The 18,064-nt window shown below is 60.9% G+C and carries 15 protein-coding genes and 1 tRNA gene; 1 reads left to right on the top strand and 15 read right to left on the bottom strand.

Annotated features, from left to right (window positions below; genetic code table 11):
* Nucleotides 1-115: 115 nt before the first annotated feature.
* The 3 genes from fusA to rpsL all read right to left on the bottom strand — a co-directional run bounded on the left by fusA (nt 116) and on the right by rpsL (nt 3,170).
* Entirely contained in the window at nt 116-2,215 is a 2,100-nt protein-coding gene (fusA, locus tag ACM6UT_RS22470) for an elongation factor G (RefSeq protein WP_416799525.1), read from the bottom strand.
* A 34-nt stretch (nt 2,216-2,249) separates the two neighbouring features.
* The gene (gene rpsG, locus ACM6UT_RS22465; RefSeq protein ID WP_129331165.1) at nt 2,250-2,720 is read right to left on the bottom strand and encodes a 30S ribosomal protein S7; all 471 of its coding nucleotides are present in this window, start codon (nt 2,718-2,720) and stop codon (nt 2,250-2,252) included.
* 78 nt (nt 2,721-2,798) lie between these two features.
* Nucleotides 2,799-3,170 carry a 30S ribosomal protein S12 gene (gene rpsL / locus ACM6UT_RS22460; protein WP_003507760.1) on the bottom strand — a complete coding sequence of 124 codons (372 nt, stop codon included), beginning with the start codon at nt 3,168-3,170 and terminating at the stop codon, nt 2,799-2,801.
* Nucleotides 3,171-3,672: 502 nt separating this feature from the next.
* Here rpsL and ACM6UT_RS22455 point away from each other — a divergent pair.
* Nucleotides 3,673-3,966, top strand: coding sequence for a transcriptional regulator (locus ACM6UT_RS22455; protein WP_129331166.1), 294 nt, complete (start codon nt 3,673-3,675; stop codon nt 3,964-3,966).
* Here the strand turns inward: ACM6UT_RS22455 and ACM6UT_RS22450 are convergent.
* The 12 genes from ACM6UT_RS22450 to ACM6UT_RS22395 form a co-directional block, all read right to left on the bottom strand.
* A complete protein-coding gene (locus ACM6UT_RS22450) occupies nt 3,921-4,346 on the bottom strand; it encodes a hypothetical protein (protein WP_416799524.1) in 426 nt (141 codons plus the stop codon). The genes ACM6UT_RS22455 and ACM6UT_RS22450 overlap by 46 nt on opposite strands.
* Before the next feature lie 103 nt (nt 4,347-4,449).
* Nucleotides 4,450-8,664 carry a DNA-directed RNA polymerase subunit beta' gene (gene rpoC, locus ACM6UT_RS22445; RefSeq protein WP_416799523.1) on the bottom strand — a complete coding sequence of 1,405 codons (4,215 nt, stop codon included), beginning with the start codon at nt 8,662-8,664 and terminating at the stop codon, nt 4,450-4,452.
* Nucleotides 8,665-8,860: 196 nt separating this feature from the next.
* Entirely contained in the window at nt 8,861-12,997 is a 4,137-nt protein-coding gene (rpoB, locus tag ACM6UT_RS22440; RefSeq protein WP_416799522.1) for a DNA-directed RNA polymerase subunit beta, read from the bottom strand.
* Between the two features lie 262 nt (nt 12,998-13,259).
* On the bottom strand, nt 13,260-13,643 hold the full coding sequence (rplL, locus tag ACM6UT_RS22435) for a 50S ribosomal protein L7/L12 (protein ID WP_129331170.1): 384 nt from the start codon (nt 13,641-13,643) through the stop codon (nt 13,260-13,262).
* 58 nt (nt 13,644-13,701) lie between these two features.
* Nucleotides 13,702-14,220, bottom strand: coding sequence for a 50S ribosomal protein L10 (gene rplJ / locus ACM6UT_RS22430; protein WP_148155605.1), 519 nt, complete (start codon nt 14,218-14,220; stop codon nt 13,702-13,704).
* A gap of 341 nt (nt 14,221-14,561) precedes the next feature.
* A complete protein-coding gene (gene rplA / locus ACM6UT_RS22425) occupies nt 14,562-15,260 on the bottom strand; it encodes a 50S ribosomal protein L1 (RefSeq protein ID WP_416799521.1) in 699 nt (232 codons plus the stop codon).
* 2 nt (nt 15,261-15,262) lie between these two features.
* Nucleotides 15,263-15,694, bottom strand: coding sequence for a 50S ribosomal protein L11 (gene rplK / locus ACM6UT_RS22420; protein WP_099057545.1), 432 nt, complete (start codon nt 15,692-15,694; stop codon nt 15,263-15,265).
* Between the two features lie 146 nt (nt 15,695-15,840).
* Nucleotides 15,841-16,371 carry a transcription termination/antitermination protein NusG gene (gene nusG / locus ACM6UT_RS22415; protein WP_112691121.1) on the bottom strand — a complete coding sequence of 177 codons (531 nt, stop codon included), beginning with the start codon at nt 16,369-16,371 and terminating at the stop codon, nt 15,841-15,843.
* Between the two features lie 16 nt (nt 16,372-16,387).
* Nucleotides 16,388-16,588, bottom strand: a complete 201-nt coding sequence (gene secE / locus ACM6UT_RS22410) for a preprotein translocase subunit SecE (protein ID WP_112691122.1) — start codon at nt 16,586-16,588, stop codon at nt 16,388-16,390.
* A 183-nt stretch (nt 16,589-16,771) separates the two neighbouring features.
* Nucleotides 16,772-16,847, bottom strand: a tRNA-Trp gene (locus tag ACM6UT_RS22405).
* Between the two features lie 125 nt (nt 16,848-16,972).
* The gene (locus ACM6UT_RS22400; RefSeq protein WP_416799520.1) at nt 16,973-17,629 is read right to left on the bottom strand and encodes a hypothetical protein; all 657 of its coding nucleotides are present in this window, start codon (nt 17,627-17,629) and stop codon (nt 16,973-16,975) included.
* A 332-nt stretch (nt 17,630-17,961) separates the two neighbouring features.
* On the bottom strand, nt 17,962-18,064 hold a 103-nt coding region (locus ACM6UT_RS22395), incomplete at its 5' end, for an EF-Tu C-terminal domain-related protein (RefSeq protein WP_284727838.1).

The raw sequence follows: 18,064 nt of genomic DNA, 5'->3' as shown, positions 1-18,064 counted from the left end.
TGTTAACGTGCGGCTTCGTGCGCTCAAACTTACTCTTTGCCATTTTCGGCTCTCCATTCTTTCATCTCCCCGAAGGGAGAAATTCGTTAAATGTTCAGGTTTTGGGGTATTCCGGTCACTTCTGACCGGAATACTTGGCCTGGATTTCCTGGGCGACGTTGCTCGGTACCGGGGCGTAGTGGTCGAACACCATCGAGTACTGCGCGCGGCCCTGCGACATGGAGCGCAGGCTGTCGACGTACTTGAACATGTTCGCCAGCGGAACGTGAGCGTTGACGACGATCGCGATGCCGCGCTGCTCCTGGCCCTGGATCTGGCCACGGCGGGAGTTGAGGTCGCCGATAACGTCACCGACGTAGTCCTCGGGGGTGACGACCTCGACCTTCATCATCGGTTCGAGGAGCTGTGCACCAGCCTTCCGGGCAGCTTCACGGAAGCAGGCACGCGAGGCGATTTCGAAGGCCAGAACCGAGGAGTCGACGTCGTGGAAGGCGCCGTCGATGAGGGTCGCCTTGACGCCCAGCATCGGGAAGCCTGCCAGCGGACCGGAAGACAGAACGCTTTCGATACCCTTCTGAACGCCCGGGATGTATTCCTTCGGAACGGAACCACCGACGATCTTCGACTCGAACTTGAAGTCTTCGCCTTCCGGGTTCGGTTCGAAGATGATCTTGACGCGCGCGAACTGGCCGGTACCACCGGTCTGCTTCTTGTGCGTGTAGTCTTCTTCACAGGTCTTCGTGATGGTTTCACGATAGGCAACCTGCGGAGCGCCGACGTTGGCTTCGACCTTGAACTCGCGACGCATGCGGTCGACGATGATGTCGAGGTGAAGTTCGCCCATGCCGGCGATGATGGTCTGGCCGGATTCCTGGTCGGTCTTGACGCGGAAGGACGGGTCTTCGGCGGCGAGGCGGTTGAGCGCGAGGCCCATCTTTTCCTGGTCGCCCTTCGACTTCGGCTCGATCGCGATCTGGATAACCGGTTCCGGGAATTCCATGCGCTCGAGGATTACCGGCTTCAGGGGATCGCAGAGCGTGTCGCCCGTGGTGGTTTCCTTGAGGCCGGCAAGAGCAACGATGTCACCTGCGAAGGCTTCGTCGATGTCTTCACGCGAGTTGGAGTGCATCTGCAGCATGCGGCCGACGCGCTCGCGCTTGTCCTTGACCGTGTTGAGAACGGAAGAGCCCTTTTCGAGCTTGCCCGAATAGATGCGGCAGAAGGTCAGCGAACCGACGAAGGGGTCGTTCATGATCTTGAACGCCAGCATCGAGAGCGGCTCGGAATCGTCGGGGTGACGCTCGATTTCCGCTTCGGTCTTGACGTCGATACCCTTGATCGCCGGAATGTCGACCGGCGACGGCAGGAATTCGACGACGGCGTCGAGCAGCGGCTGAACGCCCTTGTTCTTGAAGGCCGAGCCGCAGAACATCGGGAAGAACTTGACCTCGACCGTACCCTTGCGGATCAGCGCGCGGATCGTGTCGTTGTCGGGCATGTTGCCTTCGAGGTAGGCTTCCATGGCGGCTTCATCGAGTTCGACGACCGTTTCGATCATCTTCTCGCGCCATTCTTCAGCCTTGTCCTTCAAGTCGGCCGGGATTTCGACGACGTCCCACTGGGCACCGAGCGATTCGTCGCGCCAGACGAGAGCGTTCATCTCGATCAGGTCGACAACGCCCTTGAAGTCGTTTTCTGCGCCGATCGGCAGCTGGCAGACAACAGCGGTCGCGCCGAGACGGGTCTTGATCATCTCGACGGAGCGGTAGAAGTCCGCGCCGATCTTGTCCATCTTGTTGCAGAAGATCATGCGCGGAACGTTGTACTTGTCCGCCTGACGCCAGACGGTTTCCGTCTGCGGCTCAACGCCGGCGTTGGCGTCGAGGAGCGCTACGGCGCCGTCGAGAACGCGCAGCGAGCGCTCGACTTCGATGGTGAAGTCGACGTGGCCGGGCGTGTCGATGATGTTGAAGCGGCGCATCTTGCCGTCGCGACCCTTCCAGAAGGTCGTGGTCGCAGCGGACGTGATGGTGATGCCGCGTTCCTGCTCCTGCTCCATCCAGTCCATGGTCGCAGCGCCGTCATGGACTTCGCCGATCTTGTGCGACTTGCCAGTGTAGTAGAGGATGCGTTCGGTCGTCGTGGTCTTACCGGCGTCGATATGAGCCATGATACCGAAGTTGCGGTAGTCTTCGATTTTATATTCGCGAGCCATGATGGACTGCCTTTCAAATATCGATCGGTTCTGATTACCAGCGGTAATGCGAGAACGCGCGGTTTGCGTCAGCCATCTTGTGCGTGTCTTCACGCTTCTTGACCGCGCTGCCACGGTTGTTGGCAGCATCCATGAGTTCGCCGCAGAGGCGATCGACCATGGTGGTCTCGTTGCGCTTGCGTGCAGCAGCGATCAACCAGCGAATAGCGAGAGCCTGACGGCGCTCGGGACGAACATCGACCGGGACCTGGTAGGTCGCACCGCCAACGCGGCGGGAGCGGACTTCAACATGCGGCGCGACGTTGTCGAGCGCCTGATGGAAGACGGCCAGCGGCTCCTGCTTCAACTTGCCCTGAACGGCGTCGAAGGCACCGTAAACGATACTTTCAGCGACCGACTTCTTGCCGTGAAGCATGATGGCATTCATGAACTTCGTGACGACGAGATCGCCGAACTTCGGATCCGGGTTGATCTCACGCTTTTCTGCACTATGGCGACGGGACATACTTCTTGTCTCTCAACTGTTAAGGCGCCTTATCACGCGGAGAACCTCGCGCAGCGCCGAATTCCAATGAAAACCGAATTACTTCGGACGCTTCGCACCGTACTTCGAACGGCGCTGCTTGCGGTTCTTGACACCCTGGGTATCGAGAACGCCGCGGATGATATGGTAACGAACACCCGGAAGGTCCTTCACGCGGCCGCCACGGATCATGACGACGGAGTGTTCCTGAAGGTTGTGGCCTTCACCCGGAATGTAGCCGATCACTTCGAAGCCGTTGGTCAGACGGATCTTGGCAACCTTACGAAGTGCCGAGTTCGGCTTCTTCGGGGTCGTGGTATAAACGCGGGTGCAAACGCCGCGCTTCTGCGGGTTTTCCTGCAGCGCAGGAACCTTGTTACGCTTTACCTGCGCCTGACGGGGCTTGCGGATAAGCTGGTTTACGGTAGGCATACAACCATCCCTTATAGATCTTGTCTCTCAAGCCCTTCCGGGCCGTTGCTTTTGCCGTTTCCGGCGACGGACACACCCTATCCTCATGCGCAAAATGTGGCCCTACCCGCTCATCGCGGATGGACCACAACGATCAGAGGACGCATCCAGCGATGCGTCATGTATGCAGCATTTGTATCTTCAAGTGCGTTTTAGACCCTGTTTGAGACGAACTCCGGAACATGGCGTTCCGAAAAGCCTAACCTCACATGGGTTCCGATGTCGGGCGTACTACTGTTTTCACCTGCTGACGTCAAGTCACAATCGCAAATTATCGGGTCAGCAGGCCGCCGTTCCGGCCATTTGACGGCGCGGACCAACGATATATAGCCCCCCCTTGGAGATTCTGCATGGGCCTCGTAACGAAAATCGGCTAGAAACGGAAAACATCCTCCAACCGCCCCTCGCACGGGCTCTTCCGCTCCCGCGCGATTCGATTCCCGACTCAGGAAAGAAGACCGAGATGGCTCACAATCCGGACAACGACAACAATTTCGACACGCCGATGGTCTTCATCATCATCGCCAAGGGCTATGAAGAGGAAGGCGGCGAAGGCGTCGACCTCCACATCCTCTTGCGCGCGCCTGACGACGACTCCGCCGTTCGCGAGGCTTTGAACGCGCTCTCCGAAGAAGGCTTCGTGGAGGCCGACCTCGACCAGATCGGCATGATCAACGGTGCACCGGACGAAGAGCCGCACGCCTCCGCCTATCAGGGCGCACTCGAAGGCGAGATCGCGATCATCCGCTTCAACTGAAGGCGCGTGCTCGCAGCACAAAACCAGGGGCCGCCGGTATGTACCGGCGGCCTTTCTCGTCTGTCGAGAGACCTCCTTCCGTTCGGCGGCGGTGTCGCATCGATCTCTGGCGGAATGAGCGGCACGTTCACCTCCAGCATCCTGCCGGTCAGGAAGCCGAGGAGGGCGACAATGAGGGTCACCTCCCCTTCGCTCAGCTCCTGCTCGAGTTGCGCCGTGCCAATGACGCCCACAGCCTGTTTCAGGTCCCAGACCGTTCCGGGGGGCGGGAAATTCGGCGCCGTCAGCGCGACATTGCCGAGCGGAGCCGCGCGGATGACATAGGAGACGTCCGCCGTGTTGGTGACTGCGGAACGCCCCTTGTCGCGCTGCGGCAGCACATCCGCGCCGGGCTTCGGATCAAGGCCTGCTTTGCTAGCCCAAGATGCGAAAAACCGCCCGGATTGCTCCGGGCGGTCTTTCTTGTCCGAGGTGGCGCGGCGATTATTCGCCGGCCGGAAGGTTCTCGCCAGCGGCAAGGTCCTGCAGCATCGGGGTCGCGATATCCGCACCGGTACCCTTCTTGCGCTCCTCGAGGATGAGGTCGTCGCGCGAGGTGGCGATGCGGCGGATCTGCGTCATGGTTCCGCCAGTACCGGCCGGGATCAGGCGGCCGACGATGACGTTTTCCTTGAGGCCCTGCAGCGTGTCGGTCTTGCCGGCGATCGCAGCTTCCGTGAGAACCTTGGTGGTTTCCTGGAAGGATGCGGCCGAGATGAACGACGGCGTCTGCAGCGAGGCCTTGGTGATGCCGAGGAGGACAGGCTCGCCGTAAGCCGGCTTCTTGCCTTCCTCGATCAGGCGCTCGTTGGCGTCTTCCAGTTCGATCCGGTCGACATTGTCGCCGACGATGTACTGGCTGTCGCCCGAGTCCGTGATCTCGACCTTCTGCAGCATCTGGCGAACGATCACCTCGATGTGCTTGTCGTTGATCACAACGCCCTGCAGACGGTAGACTTCCTGGATTTCGTTGACCAGGTACGAGGCCAGAGCCTCGACGCCCTTGATCGCCAGGATGTCGTGCGGAGCCGGGTTACCGTCGAGGATGTAGTCACCCTTTTCGATGTAGTCGCCGTCCTGAAGATGGAAGGGCTTGCCCTTCGGGATCAGGTATTCGACCGGCTCGACACCGTCTTCCGCCGGCTCGATGATGACGCGACGCTTGTTCTTGTAGTCGCGGCCGAGGCGGATCGTGCCATCGATCTCTGCGATGATGGCGTGGTCCTTCGGACGACGGGCTTCGAACAGTTCGGCAACGCGCGGCAGACCACCGGTGATGTCCTTGGTCTTGGCGCTTTCGAGCGGCGAACGGGCAAGGACGTCACCCTGGGAGACCTTCTGGCCGGGCTCGACCGACAGGATCGCGTCGACCGAGAGCTGGAAGCGGGCTTCACCGCCACGCGACAGCCTGAGCACGTTGCCGGCGGCGTCCTTGATGACGATCGCAGGCTTCAAGTCGGCGCCGCGCGGGGTCGAACGCCAGTCGATGACCTGGCGCTTGGTGATACCGGTCGACTCGTCGGTCGCTTCCAGAACGGAGATGCCGTCCACGACATCCTCGAAGTGCACGATACCTTCGACTTCCGTCATCATCGGGCGGGTGTACGCATCCCACTCGGCGAGACGCTGGCCGCGGCGAACCTTGTCACCATCGTCCACGAAGACCTTCGAACCGTAGGCGACACGCTGCGACGAGCGTTCGACGCCGCGTTCATCGAGGATCGTGATCGCCATGTTGCGGCCCATGGCAATGAGATTGCCTTCGGAGTTGCGCAGCAGGTTGCGGTTCTTGATCGCGATCGTACCTTCATACGACGCTTCGAGGAACGACTGGTCGACCACGTTCGCGGTGCCGCCAAGGTGGAAGGTACGCATGGTGAGCTGCGTGCCCGGCTCGCCGATCGACTGCGCGGCGATGACGCCGACGGCTTCGCCCATGTTGACCGGCGTACCGCGCGCGAGGTCGCGGCCGTAGCAGACGGAGCAGACGCCCGTCTGGACTTCGCAGGTCAGCGCCGAACGAATGCGGATCGACTGGATGCCAGCCTTTTCGATCTCGACGACATCGGCTTCCATGATCATCTTGCCGGCATCGACGATGCGCTCACCCGTTACCGGATGATCGATGTCGTCGAGCGCCGTACGACCCAGGACGCGTGCGCCGATGGAGGCCACGACCTGGCCGGCGTCGACGATCGCCGTCATGGTCAGGCCCTTGTCGGTGCCGCAATCGACCATGTTGACGATGCAGTCCTGTGCCACATCGACGAGACGACGGGTCAGGTAACCGGAGTTCGCGGTCTTCAGGGCGGTGTCTGCGAGACCCTTACGGGCACCGTGCGTCGAGTTGAAGTACTCGTTCACGGTCAGGCCTTCCTTGAAGTTCGAGATGATCGGCGTCTCGATGATCTCACCCGACGGCTTGGCCATGAGGCCGCGCATGCCGCCCAGCTGGCGCATCTGGTTCGGAGAACCACGAGCACCCGAGTGGGACATCATATAGATCGAGTTCATCGGCTTCTGGCGACCGGTCTCGGGATCGAATTCGACGGCCTTGATGCGGGCCATCATCTCTTCCGCGACCTTTTCGGTGGCCTTGCCCCAGGCGTCGACGACCTTGTTGTACTTCTCGCCCTGGGTGATCAGGCCGTCGTTGTACTGCTGCTCGTATTCCTTGACCAGGGCTTCGGTGTCACCGACGATCTTCGCCTTGGTGTCCGGGATGACCATGTCGTCCTTGCCGAAGGAGATGCCCGCCTTGCAGGCGTGGGTGAAGCCCAGCTGCATGATGCGGTCGCAGAAGATGACCGTGTCCTTCTGGCCGCAATGGCGATAGACCGTGTCGATCATCTTGGAGATGTTCTTCTTGGTCATTTCCTGGTTGCAGATGTCGAACGGCACGTTGACGTTCTTCGGCAGAAGCTCGCCGATGATCATGCGGCCCGGCGTCGTTTCGTAGATCTTCGAAACCGGCTTGCCGTCGGCGTCGACAGTCTTGTAGCGGCCGCGGATCTTGGCGTGCAGCGTGACAATCTTGTTTTCCAGAGCGTGGTGCAGTTCGCCCATGTCGGAGAAGGCCATGCCTTCGCCCGGCTCGTTCTGGTTCATGATCGACAGGTAGTAGAGGCCGAGAACCATGTCCTGCGAGGGAACGATGATCGGAGCGCCGTTCGCCGGATGCAGGATGTTGTTCGTCGACATCATCAGCACGCGGGCTTCAAGCTGGGCTTCGAGCGACAGCGGCACGTGAACGGCCATCTGGTCACCGTCGAAGTCGGCGTTGAAGGCCGTGCAGACGAGCGGGTGCAACTGGATCGCCTTGCCTTCGACCAGGATCGGTTCGAAGGCCTGGATGCCCAGGCGGTGCAGCGTCGGTGCGCGGTTCAGGAGAACCGGATGCTCGCGGATGACCTCGTCGAGGATATCCCAGACTTCCGGCTTTTCCTTCTCGACCAACTTCTTGGCCTGCTTGACGGTCGAGGAGTAACCTTTCGCGTCAAGGCGGGCATAGATGAACGGCTTGAAGAGCTCGAGTGCCATCTTCTTCGGCAGGCCGCACTGGTGCAGCTTGAGTTCCGGACCGGTCACGATGACCGAACGGCCGGAATAGTCGACGCGCTTGCCGAGCAGGTTCTGGCGGAAGCGCCCCTGCTTGCCCTTGAGCATGTCGGACAGCGACTTCAGCGGACGCTTGTTGGCGCCGGTGATGACGCGGCCGCGGCGACCGTTGTCGAACAGCGCGTCCACAGATTCCTGCAGCATGCGCTTTTCGTTGCGGATGATGATGCCGGGCGCGCGCAGCTCGATGAGGCGCTTCAGACGGTTGTTACGGTTGATGACGCGACGATAGAGATCGTTGAGGTCGGACGTCGCGAAACGGCCGCCATCGAGCGGAACGAGCGGACGCAGGTCCGGCGGGATGACCGGAACGACCTTCATGATCATCCATTCCGGGCGATTGCCGGACTCGATGAAGTTCTCGACGATCTTCAGCCGCTTCATCAGCTTCTTCTGCTTCAGATCCGAGGTGGTGTCGGCCAGTTCCGAACGCAGATCGCCGGCGATCTTGTCGAGGTTCATCGAGGCGAGCATCTCGTAGATGGCCTCGGCGCCGATCATCGCCGTGAACTGGTCTTCACCGTACTCGTCAACCGCCAGCATGTACTCTTCTTCCGAGAGCAGCTGGTGTTCCTTGAGCGCCGTCAGGCCGGGCTCGGTCACGATGTAGTTCTCGAAGTAAAGAACGCGTTCGACATCCTTCAGCGTCATGTCGAGCAGCGTCGAGATGCGCGAGGGAAGCGACTTCAGGAACCAGATGTGGGCAACGGGTGCAGCAAGCTCGATGTGGCCCATGCGCTCGCGGCGAACGCGCGACAGCGTGACTTCGACGCCGCACTTTTCGCAGATGATGCCCTTGTACTTCATGCGCTTGTACTTGCCGCACAGGCACTCGTAGTCCTTGATCGGACCGAAGATGCGCGCGCAGAACAGGCCGTCACGTTCCGGCTTGAACGTACGGTAGTTGATCGTCTCCGGCTTCTTGATCTCGCCGTAGGACCAGGAAAGGATCTTTTCCGGCGACGCGATCGAGATACGGATCGAATCGAAGTGCTGGGCCGGCACCTGCGGGTTGAAAAGGTTCATGACCTCTTGGTTCATGCCTGTCTCCTTGATGGGGCAAAGAGCCCTCAATTGGGTCACGGTGGCGGCGAAATCCCGGGTTGCCGCTCCGGACCCCTAAATGACAATAACCGCGAAATGCGGCGAAACTCCCCTGCCCCGGCCAGATCCGGAACGGCTGTCCCGGGAGGGGATGGCGTGCGCAGCCTTCGCCACGCACGCCCTTGTCAACCTGTTACTCGGCGGCGTCCGGAAGCTGGCTCGCGTCCTCGGGGCCGACCTTCGAGTTCTCGAGTTCGACGGAGAGACCAAGCGAGCGCATTTCCTTGACGAGAACGTTGAAGCTCTCGGGAATGCCGGCCTCGAAGGTGTCGTCGCCGCGCACGATCGCTTCGTAGACCTTGGTGCGGCCCGCGACGTCGTCCGACTTGACGGTGAGCATTTCCTGCAGGGTGTATGCAGCACCGTAGGCTTCGAGCGCCCAGACTTCCATTTCCCCGAAGCGCTGACCGCCGAACTGCGCCTTGCCGCCCAGCGGCTGCTGGGTGACGAGCGAGTACGGACCGATCGAGCGAGCGTGGATCTTGTCGTCGACCAGGTGGTTCAGCTTGATCATGTACATGTAGCCGACAGTGACCTTGCGGTCGAAGGCTTCACCGGTACGGCCGTCGTACAGGACCGACTGACCCGACGGGTCGAGACCCGCACGCTTCAGCATCGAGGCAACATCGCTTTCATGCGCCCCGTCGAAGACCGGGGTCGCGATGGAGACACCGCGCTTGGCTTCCTCGGCGAGCTTGACCAGCGACGCATCGTCGAAGTTCTTCACTTCGTCATGGGCTTCGGAGGCGTAGACGTCCGTCAGCTCCTTGCGGAGGTCGGTGATGTCGAGGTGCTTGCGATAGTCCTCGAGCATCTGGCCGATCTTCCTGCCCATGCCGGCGCAAGCCCAGGCAAGGTGCGTTTCGAGAATCTGGCCGACGTTCATGCGCGAAGGCACGCCGAGCGGGTTCAGGACGATGTCGACATGCGTACCGTCTTCGAGGAACGGCATGTCCTCGACCGGAACGATGCGCGAGACGACACCCTTGTTGCCGTGACGGCCGGCCATCTTGTCGCCCGGCTGGATCTTGCGCTTCACAGCGACGAAGACCTTGACCATCTTCATGACGCCCGGAGGCATTTCGTCGCCGCGCTGGACCTTCTCGACCTTGTCCATGAAGCGCTGTTCGAGGCGCGACTTGGATTCGTCGTACTGGGCACGCAACGCTTCGATTTCGCCCTGGACCTTCTCGTTCTCGACGGCGAACATCCACCACTGCGAACGCGGATATTCCGAGACGACGGCGTTGGAGAGCTCGACGCCCTTCTTGAAGCCCTTTGGACCGGCGATCGACGCCTGGCCGCGCAGCATGTCGAGCAGACGACCGTAGACGTTGCGGTCGAGGATCGCCTGTTCGTCGTCGCGGTCCTTCGCGAGACGCTCGATTTCCTCGCGCTCGATCGCCATCGCGCGCTCGTCCTTCTCCACGCCGTGGCGGTTGAAGACGCGAACTTCGACGACGGTGCCGAACGTGCCCGGTGGCATGCGCATGGAGGTGTCGCGGACGTCGGACGCCTTCTCGCCGAAGATGGCGCGCAGAAGCTTTTCTTCCGGCGTCATCGGGCTTTCGCCCTTCGGCGTGATCTTGCCGACCAGGATGTCACCCGGCTGAACCTCTGCACCGATGTAGACGATACCGGCTTCATCGAGGTTGCGCAGCGCTTCTTCGGAAACGTTCGGAATATCGCGGGTGATTTCTTCCGGACCCAGCTTGGTGTCGCGGGCCATGACCTCGAACTCCTCGATGTGGATCGAGGTGAAGACGTCTTCGCTCACGATGCGCTCGGACATGAGGATCGAGTCCTCATAGTTGTAGCCGTTCCAAGGCATGAACGCGACGAGCGCGTTGCGGCCGAGCGCCAGGTCGCCGAGATCGGTCGACGGACCGTCCGCAATGATGTCGCCCTTGTTGAGCACGTCACCGACGGTGACCAGCGGACGCTGGTTGACGCAGGTGTTCTGGTTCGAACGCTGGAACTTCATCAGGCGGTAGATGTCGACGCCCGACTTGGACGGATCGAGGTCTTCCGTGGCGCGGATAACGATACGGGTCGCATCGACCTGGTCGACCACGCCGCCGCGGCGAGCAGCGATCGCAGCACCGGAGTCACGCGCGACGATCGGCTCCATGCCGGTGCCGACGAACGGTGCTTCCGCACGCAGAAGCGGCACGGCCTGACGCTGCATGTTCGAGCCCATGAGAGCACGGTTCGCGTCGTCGTTTTCCAGGAACGGAATGAGCGCGGCCGCGACCGAGACGAGCTGCTTCGGCGAGACGTCCATCAGGTTGATGGTGTCGCGCGGCGCCAGCATAACTTCGCCGGCGTGACGGCAAACGACGAACTCTTCGACGAAGGCGCCGTCGGCGGTCATCTCGGAGTTTGCCTGGGCGACGTAGTACTTCGCCTCTTCCATGGCCGACAGATAGACGACCTCGTTGGTCACCTTGCCGTCGACGATCTTGCGGTACGGGCTTTCGATGAAGCCGTACTTGTTGACGCGGGCGAAGGTGGCGAGCGAGTTGATCAGACCGATGTTCGGACCTTCCGGCGTTTCGATCGGGCAGATACGGCCGTAGTGCGTCGGATGAACGTCGCGGACTTCGAAGCCGGCGCGCTCGCGGGTCAGACCACCCGGGCCAAGAGCCGAGAGACGGCGCTTGTGGGTGATTTCCGAGAGCGGGTTCACCTGGTCCATGAACTGCGACAGCTGCGAGGAGCCGAAGAATTCGCGAACGGCGGCGGCAGCCGGCTTGGCGTTGATCAGATCCTGCGGCATGACCGTGTCGATCTCGATCGAGGACATGCGTTCCTTGATCGCGCGCTCCATGCGGAGCAGGCCGAGACGGTACTGGTTCTCCATCAGTTCGCCGACGGAGCGAACGCGACGGTTGCCGAGGTTGTCGATGTCGTCGATCTCGCCCTTGCCGTCACGCAGTTCGACCAGCATCTTGACGACGGCCAGGATATCGTCCTTGCGCAGGACGCGCACCGTATCCGGGCAGTCGAGGTCGAGACGCATGTTCATCTTGACGCGACCGACGGCCGACAGGTCGTAGCGCTCGGCGTCGAAGAACAGCGACTGGAACATGGCTTCGGCCGATTCCATGGTCGGCGGTTCACCCGGACGCATGACGCGGTAGATGTCGAACAGAGCGTCCTGGCGGTTCTCGTTCTTGTCGGCGGAAAGCGTGTTGCGGATATAGGCGCCGACGTTGATGTGGTCGATGCCGAGAACCGGGATCTCGTCGAAGCCGGAATCCAGGATCACCTGCAGCGACTTCTCGTCGATCTCGTCACCGGCTTCGAGATAGATCTCGCCGGTTGCCATGTTGACCATGTCTTCAGCGAGGTAGTTGCCGTAGAGATCGTCGTCGGTGGCCCTGAGGGCCTTCAGGCCCTTGTCCTGCAACTGCCGCAGCAGGCGCGGGGTGAGCTTCTTGCCACCCTCGACCACGACTTCGCCGGTGTCGGCGTCGATCATGTCGGAGATGGCCTTGGCACCCTTCAGCGTTTCCGGGCTGAAGGGAACGCGCCAGCCGTCGGCGTCACGCTGGTAGACGGACTTCGAGTAGAAGGTCGACAGGATCTCTTCGCCGTCCATGCCGAGCGCCATCAGGAGCGACGTCACGGGAATCTTGCGGCGGCGGTCGATACGTGCGTGAACGATGTCCTTGGCGTCGAACTCGATGTCGAGCCAGGAACCGCGATACGGGATCACGCGGGCGGCAAACAGCAGCTTGCCCGACGAATGGCTCTTGCCCTTGTCGTGATCGAAGAAAACGCCCGGAGAACGGTGCATCTGGGAAACGATGACGCGCTCGGTACCGTTGACGATGAAGGTACCGTTGTTGGTCATCAAAGGCATGTCGCCCATGTAGACCGACTGTTCCTTGATGTCCTTGATCGAGCGGGCGCCGGTATCCTCGTCGATATCGAACACGATGAGACGCAGCGTCACCTTGAGCGGCGCTGCGTAGGTCAGGTCACGCTGGCGGCATTCGTCGACGTCGAACTTCGGCGGTTCGAATTCGTAGGACACGAATTCGAGCATCGACGCGCCCGAGAAGTCGGTGATCGGGAAGACGGACTTGAAAACGGCTTGAAGCCCCTCGTCGGGACGCCCCCCTTGGGGTTCGTCGACCATGAGGAACTGGTCATAAGAAGCCTTCTGAACCTCGATGAGGTTCGGCATTTCCGCGACTTCTGGAATTTTTCCAAAAAACTTGCGTACGCGCCTGCGACCATTAAAGGAAAGGGTCTGAGCCATCGTCGCTCCTTGTCAATTTGTGCATCCGGGCCTGCAACAGACGGAACCTGCTGGCCATTCAGGTCCGTCAATCAATGGGAAACGTTCAACCTCGTTCCTATCTCCGAACGGCCGGCCGGATTGCCTGACGGGTCGGATTGGAACCATCCTCTTGAAGAACCCATTACCCAAAAGCCGTTTTGACGGGCTTTTGGGTAATCTGTTCTTGAGAAACGGCGAATGGGAGAGGACAAAACGTCCTCTCCCACAAGCTGTTCCGATATTACTTGACGTCGACCTTGGCGCCGGCTTCCTCAAGCTTCTTCTTGAGGTCAGCAGCTTCGCCCTTGGATACGCCTTCCTTGACCGGCTTCGGAGCGCCTTCGACCAGGTCCTTGGCTTCCTTGAGGCCGAGGCCGGTGATGCCGCGGACTTCCTTGATGACGTTGATCTTGTTGGCGCCGGCATCGACGAGGATGACGTCGAATTCGGTCTTTTCTTCTTCAGCGGCAGCAGCGCCACCGGCAGCACCGCCGGCAACGGCAGCAACGGCTACCGGAGCAGCAGCGGAAACGCCCCACTTTTCTTCGAGCATCTTGGAAAGCTCAGCAGCTTCCAGAACGGTCAGCGAGGAGAGGTCTTCAACGATCTTTGCGAGATCAGCCATTTTACTAGTTCCTTTTGTTCGGTTCGAACTGGTTCGATATTAACAGCGAAAAACCACCTTAGGCGGCTTCGTCCTTCTTGGCGTAGGCCGAGAACACGCGGGCAAGCTGGCTTGCCGGTGCTGCGACAACCGTAGCGATGCGGGTAGCCGGGGCGTTGAGGAGGCCCAGCAGCTTCGCACGCAGCTCGTCCAGCGAAGGCAGGGTCGCGAGCGACTTGACTGCATCCGCATTGAGAGCGGTTGCCCCCATGGCGCCGCCCAGAACAACGAGCTTGTCGTTGGTCTTGGCGAAATCCATGACGACCTTCGGAGCCACAATCGGGTCTTCGCTGTATGCGATCAGCGTCTGACCCTTGAAGAGATCAGAGATCCCTTCCGACTCCGTACCCTGAAGAGCGATCTTGGCCAGACGGTTCTTCGCGACTTTGACGGTGCCGCCAGCAGCGCGCATCTTCGAACGGAAGTCGTTCATCTGCGCGACTGTGACACCAGCATAGTGGGCCACGACAACCGAACCGGAAGCCTTGAAGACTTCGTTCAGCTCCGTGACGAATTCGCGTTTTTCCGCTCTTTCCACTGTCTGTCTCCAGTTGGCAGGACCGATGTCTCGGACCCTGCCGGTTTGCCTTTGCCTCAAGGGATCCTTCTGATCGGACCCCAAGCGACGCTTGAGGATCCTGTCCCCTCGCACTGTCGCCGTCTGGCTCCAGGCACAAGGCACACTAGGCTCGAACCGACTCTTTCAAGACACGAGGTGTCTTTCCAAATCCGGGTCTTACCCGTCTCATGCAGACCATGACGATTAAGGCCAAAGCCGCCTGCAATCTCGGACAGGAGTTCCGGGTTTCCCCGGAAATTCCCGGCCCTTCCGGGCCGGAAATCACTGTTTTCCGGAGCCTCGCGGCTCCGGAAGAATTCTTAGGCCGCGGTGACCGACGACGGGTCGATCTTGACGCCCGGGCCCATGGTCGAGGAGATCGCTACGCGCTTGACGTAGTTACCCTTCGCGCCGGCGGGCTTCGCCTTGATGACGGCGTCAGCGAAAGCCTTGATGTTTTCTTCGAGCGCCTTGGCGTCAAAGGAAGCCTTGCCAACGCCCGCATGGACGATACCGGCCTTCTCGACGCGGAACTCGACGGCGCCGCCCTTGGAAGCCTTGACGGCACCGGCGACGTCCATGGTGACGGTTCCGACCTTCGGGTTCGGCATCATGCCGCGCGGGCCGAGAACCTTACCGAGACGGCCGACGAGCGGCATCATGTCCGGGGTCGCGATGCAGCGGTCGAAGTCGATCTTGCCGCCCTGGACGATCTCGACGAGTTCTTCTGCACCGACGATATCCGCACCGGCTGCCTTGGCTTCGTCAGCCTTGGCGCCGCGGGCAAAGACGGCGACGCGAACGTCGCGGCCGGTGCCGTTCGGCAGATTGACGACGCCACGGACCATCTGGTCGGCATGACGCGGGTCGACGCCGAGGTTCATCGCGATTTCGATGGTTTCGTCGAACTTGGCGACGGCACGTTCCTTTACGAGGGCGATTGCCTCCGGCAGGGCCACGAGCTTCGCCGGATCGATCCCTTCGCGGATCTTCTGAATGCGCTTTGCGAGCTTAGCCATGATCAACCTACCACTTCCAGGCCCATGGAGCGGGCAGAGCCCTCGACCATCGCCATTGCGCCTTCGACGTCGGCCGCATTGAGGTCCTTCATCTTGCCTTCGGCGATCGCACGGACCTGAGCCTTGGTGATGGTACCGACCTTCGCACCCTTGCCCGGCGTCTTCGAGCCGGAGGTGATCTTCGCTTCCTTCTTCAGCCAGTACGTGACTGGCGGCTGCTTCATCGCGAAGGTGAAGGACTTGTCCTGGTAATAGGTGATGACGACCGGGATCGGCATACCCTTTTCCATTTCCTGCGTGGCGGCATTGAACGCCTTGCAGAATTCCATGATGTTAATGCCACGCTGACCAAGTGCGGGGCCGATCGGCGGGGACGGGTTTGCCGATCCTGCCTTGACCTGCAGCTTGAGCTGGCCTGCAACTTTCTTAGCCATTTCTCTCTGCCTTTCCTTAAGGACCGGTCGCCCGGCCCGAAAATGCCGACTTGCATCGGCGGCTGCGGTTGCGTGGTGCGTCTGAAAGACCCGGCTTCAGGCCTTCATCCTCCCACGCGGAACAGGGCGGATAACCGCCCCGACACTCAGACCTTTTCGACCTGAGAATATTCGAGCTCGACCGGGGTGGCGCGACCGAAGATCGACACTTCCACCTTGAGGCGCGAACGCTCTTCGTCGACATCCTGAACGGTACCGTTGAACGAGGCGAAGGGACCGTCCGAAACGCGAACCTGCTCGCCGATCTCGAAGGAAACGGAAGACTTCGGGCGCTCGACACCCTCCTGGACCTGACCCAGGATGCGCTCGGCCTCGTAGTCCGGGATCGGAACCGGCTTATTGTCGGAACCGAGGAAACCCGTCACCTTCGGGGTATTTTTGATGAGATGGTAGGCTTCGTCGGTCAGATCGGCGCGAACCAGGACATAACCCGGAAAGAACTTGCGCTCGCTGTCGACCTTGCGGCCACGCCGCACTTCGACCACCTTCTCGGTCGGCACGAGGATCTTCTCGAAAAGATGCTCGAGCCCCTTCTGCCTGGCCTTCTCCTCAATGGATTCAGCCACCTTCTTCTCAAAATTCGAATAAGCGTGGACGATGTACCAACGCGCCGCCATGTCCGTCTCCGCCCGATTAATTGCCGACGCTCAGCACCAGGCCGATAAGCCAACCGATGATCTGATCCGCCGAAAAGAAAAACAGCGCCGCAAAAAGCACCATAAAGAGAACCATGGCCGTGGAGATCATCGTCTCGCGACGAGTAGGCCACGTCACCTTGTTCGTCTCGGAGCGAACCTGCTGCAGAAACGCAAACGGATTTGTCTTGGATGCCATCTATTGCCCACGCTTTTACGGCGCGTAAAGCCGACTATGCCAGCCCCACGCACCGCGTGTCTGTTTCACCCTACATAAACACCGATTCCGTATTTCACAAGAGCGAAATCGATATTATGCAAACTTTTGCCGGCCCACCCGAACTCCCGGGCATGCGGTTCTACGTCCTCTTCGAAAGGGACATGGCAGGGGCAGAGGGGCTCGAACCCCCGACCTGCGGTTTTGGAGACCGCCGCTCTACCAACTGAGCTATACCCCTAGATCCGGCACCGACGCGGCCTGAAACCACGTCCTGTGCGCTGGCATGGCGCTCCTTTAAGGTGAGCCGAAACGATTGGCAAGCCTGTTTTTTCTTTTTCGACAGACCGGCGCGATCTTTCACACTCACCACTGACGCTGGACGCGGGCACCGAAGGTAGCTGCGGTCGAGCGGAACGGGTCGGACAGGTGGGCGGAGAGCGCCACCCCCCTCGACAGTCTCTTTTCCACACCCAGATTCGCGTGAGCGGCACGGCTGCGTCCGTCGAGGAAGCCGTCCATCCGTATGGACGCGCCGATGTCGGAAAAGTCGACGTTCACCGATTGCCGCGCGACGAAACCGACAGACTGTCCCGCGATCGCACTCGCCTCCACCGTGCGGGAAGCGGCAACATCGATCGCCGTCGTCGCCGACCAGTGACTGCTCTGGGAGAGCGAGAGCGCCTGCCGGTCCACCGCGGGATCATAGCCCGCGTCGGCGTTCACCTGCCACGCGCCGGAGGCGGTCGCCCCTGCCCCCAGCACGACGCTCCCCCACAGCCGCAAGGCCAGCTCCCGCGATCCGTCCCTCCCGTTCGCAGCCGCCGTCATCGTCGTGTCGGCACCGACGCTCGGGGAGAACAGGCTGGACCAGCGAATCCCGGTGCGGAACTGGAAGGCGCGATCGCCGGTCTTCGAGACGTTCCAGATGAGCGGCCGGCCATCATCGGCACGCGCCGCGGCGCCGAGAGGCGGACAGGCGAACGCCAGGCAAACAGCGACAGCCGTCACTGCGGAGCTCATTGTCGTCACATCGGGAACCGTGGTTTGTCAGCCGTCGAATGCGTTCGAACCATGCGAGCGCGGCGAAATCACTGACGACTTTCTACCATCACGGGAGCCCTGCAGCAAGCCGCGAGCCTGCAGCGCAGCCTTCCTGCCTGCGCATGGCCGAGGAACCTCCACCTCATAAACGCAAAAACCCCGCCGTTTCCGGCGGGGTTCTCTCGGCCCTGTAAGGAACCGAAACTTACTCGATGATCGAGGCGACGATGCCGGCGCCGCGTGCAAATCGCGCTTGCGCGCCATTTGCACCACTTCAATGCGTCGGCAGCTTTCGGCCTCTCGCTCGATTATTACTCGATGATCGAGGCGACGATGCCGGCGCCGACGGTGCGGCCGCCTTCGCGGATCGCGAAGCGCAGCTTTTCTTCCATCGCGATCGGAACGATCAGCTCG

It is taken from the genome of Ciceribacter azotifigens, from assembly GCF_048159625.1.
GTDB lineage: Bacteria > Pseudomonadota > Alphaproteobacteria > Rhizobiales > Rhizobiaceae > Allorhizobium > Allorhizobium azotifigens.
This window is presented reverse-complemented; position numbering and strand designations above follow the sequence as displayed.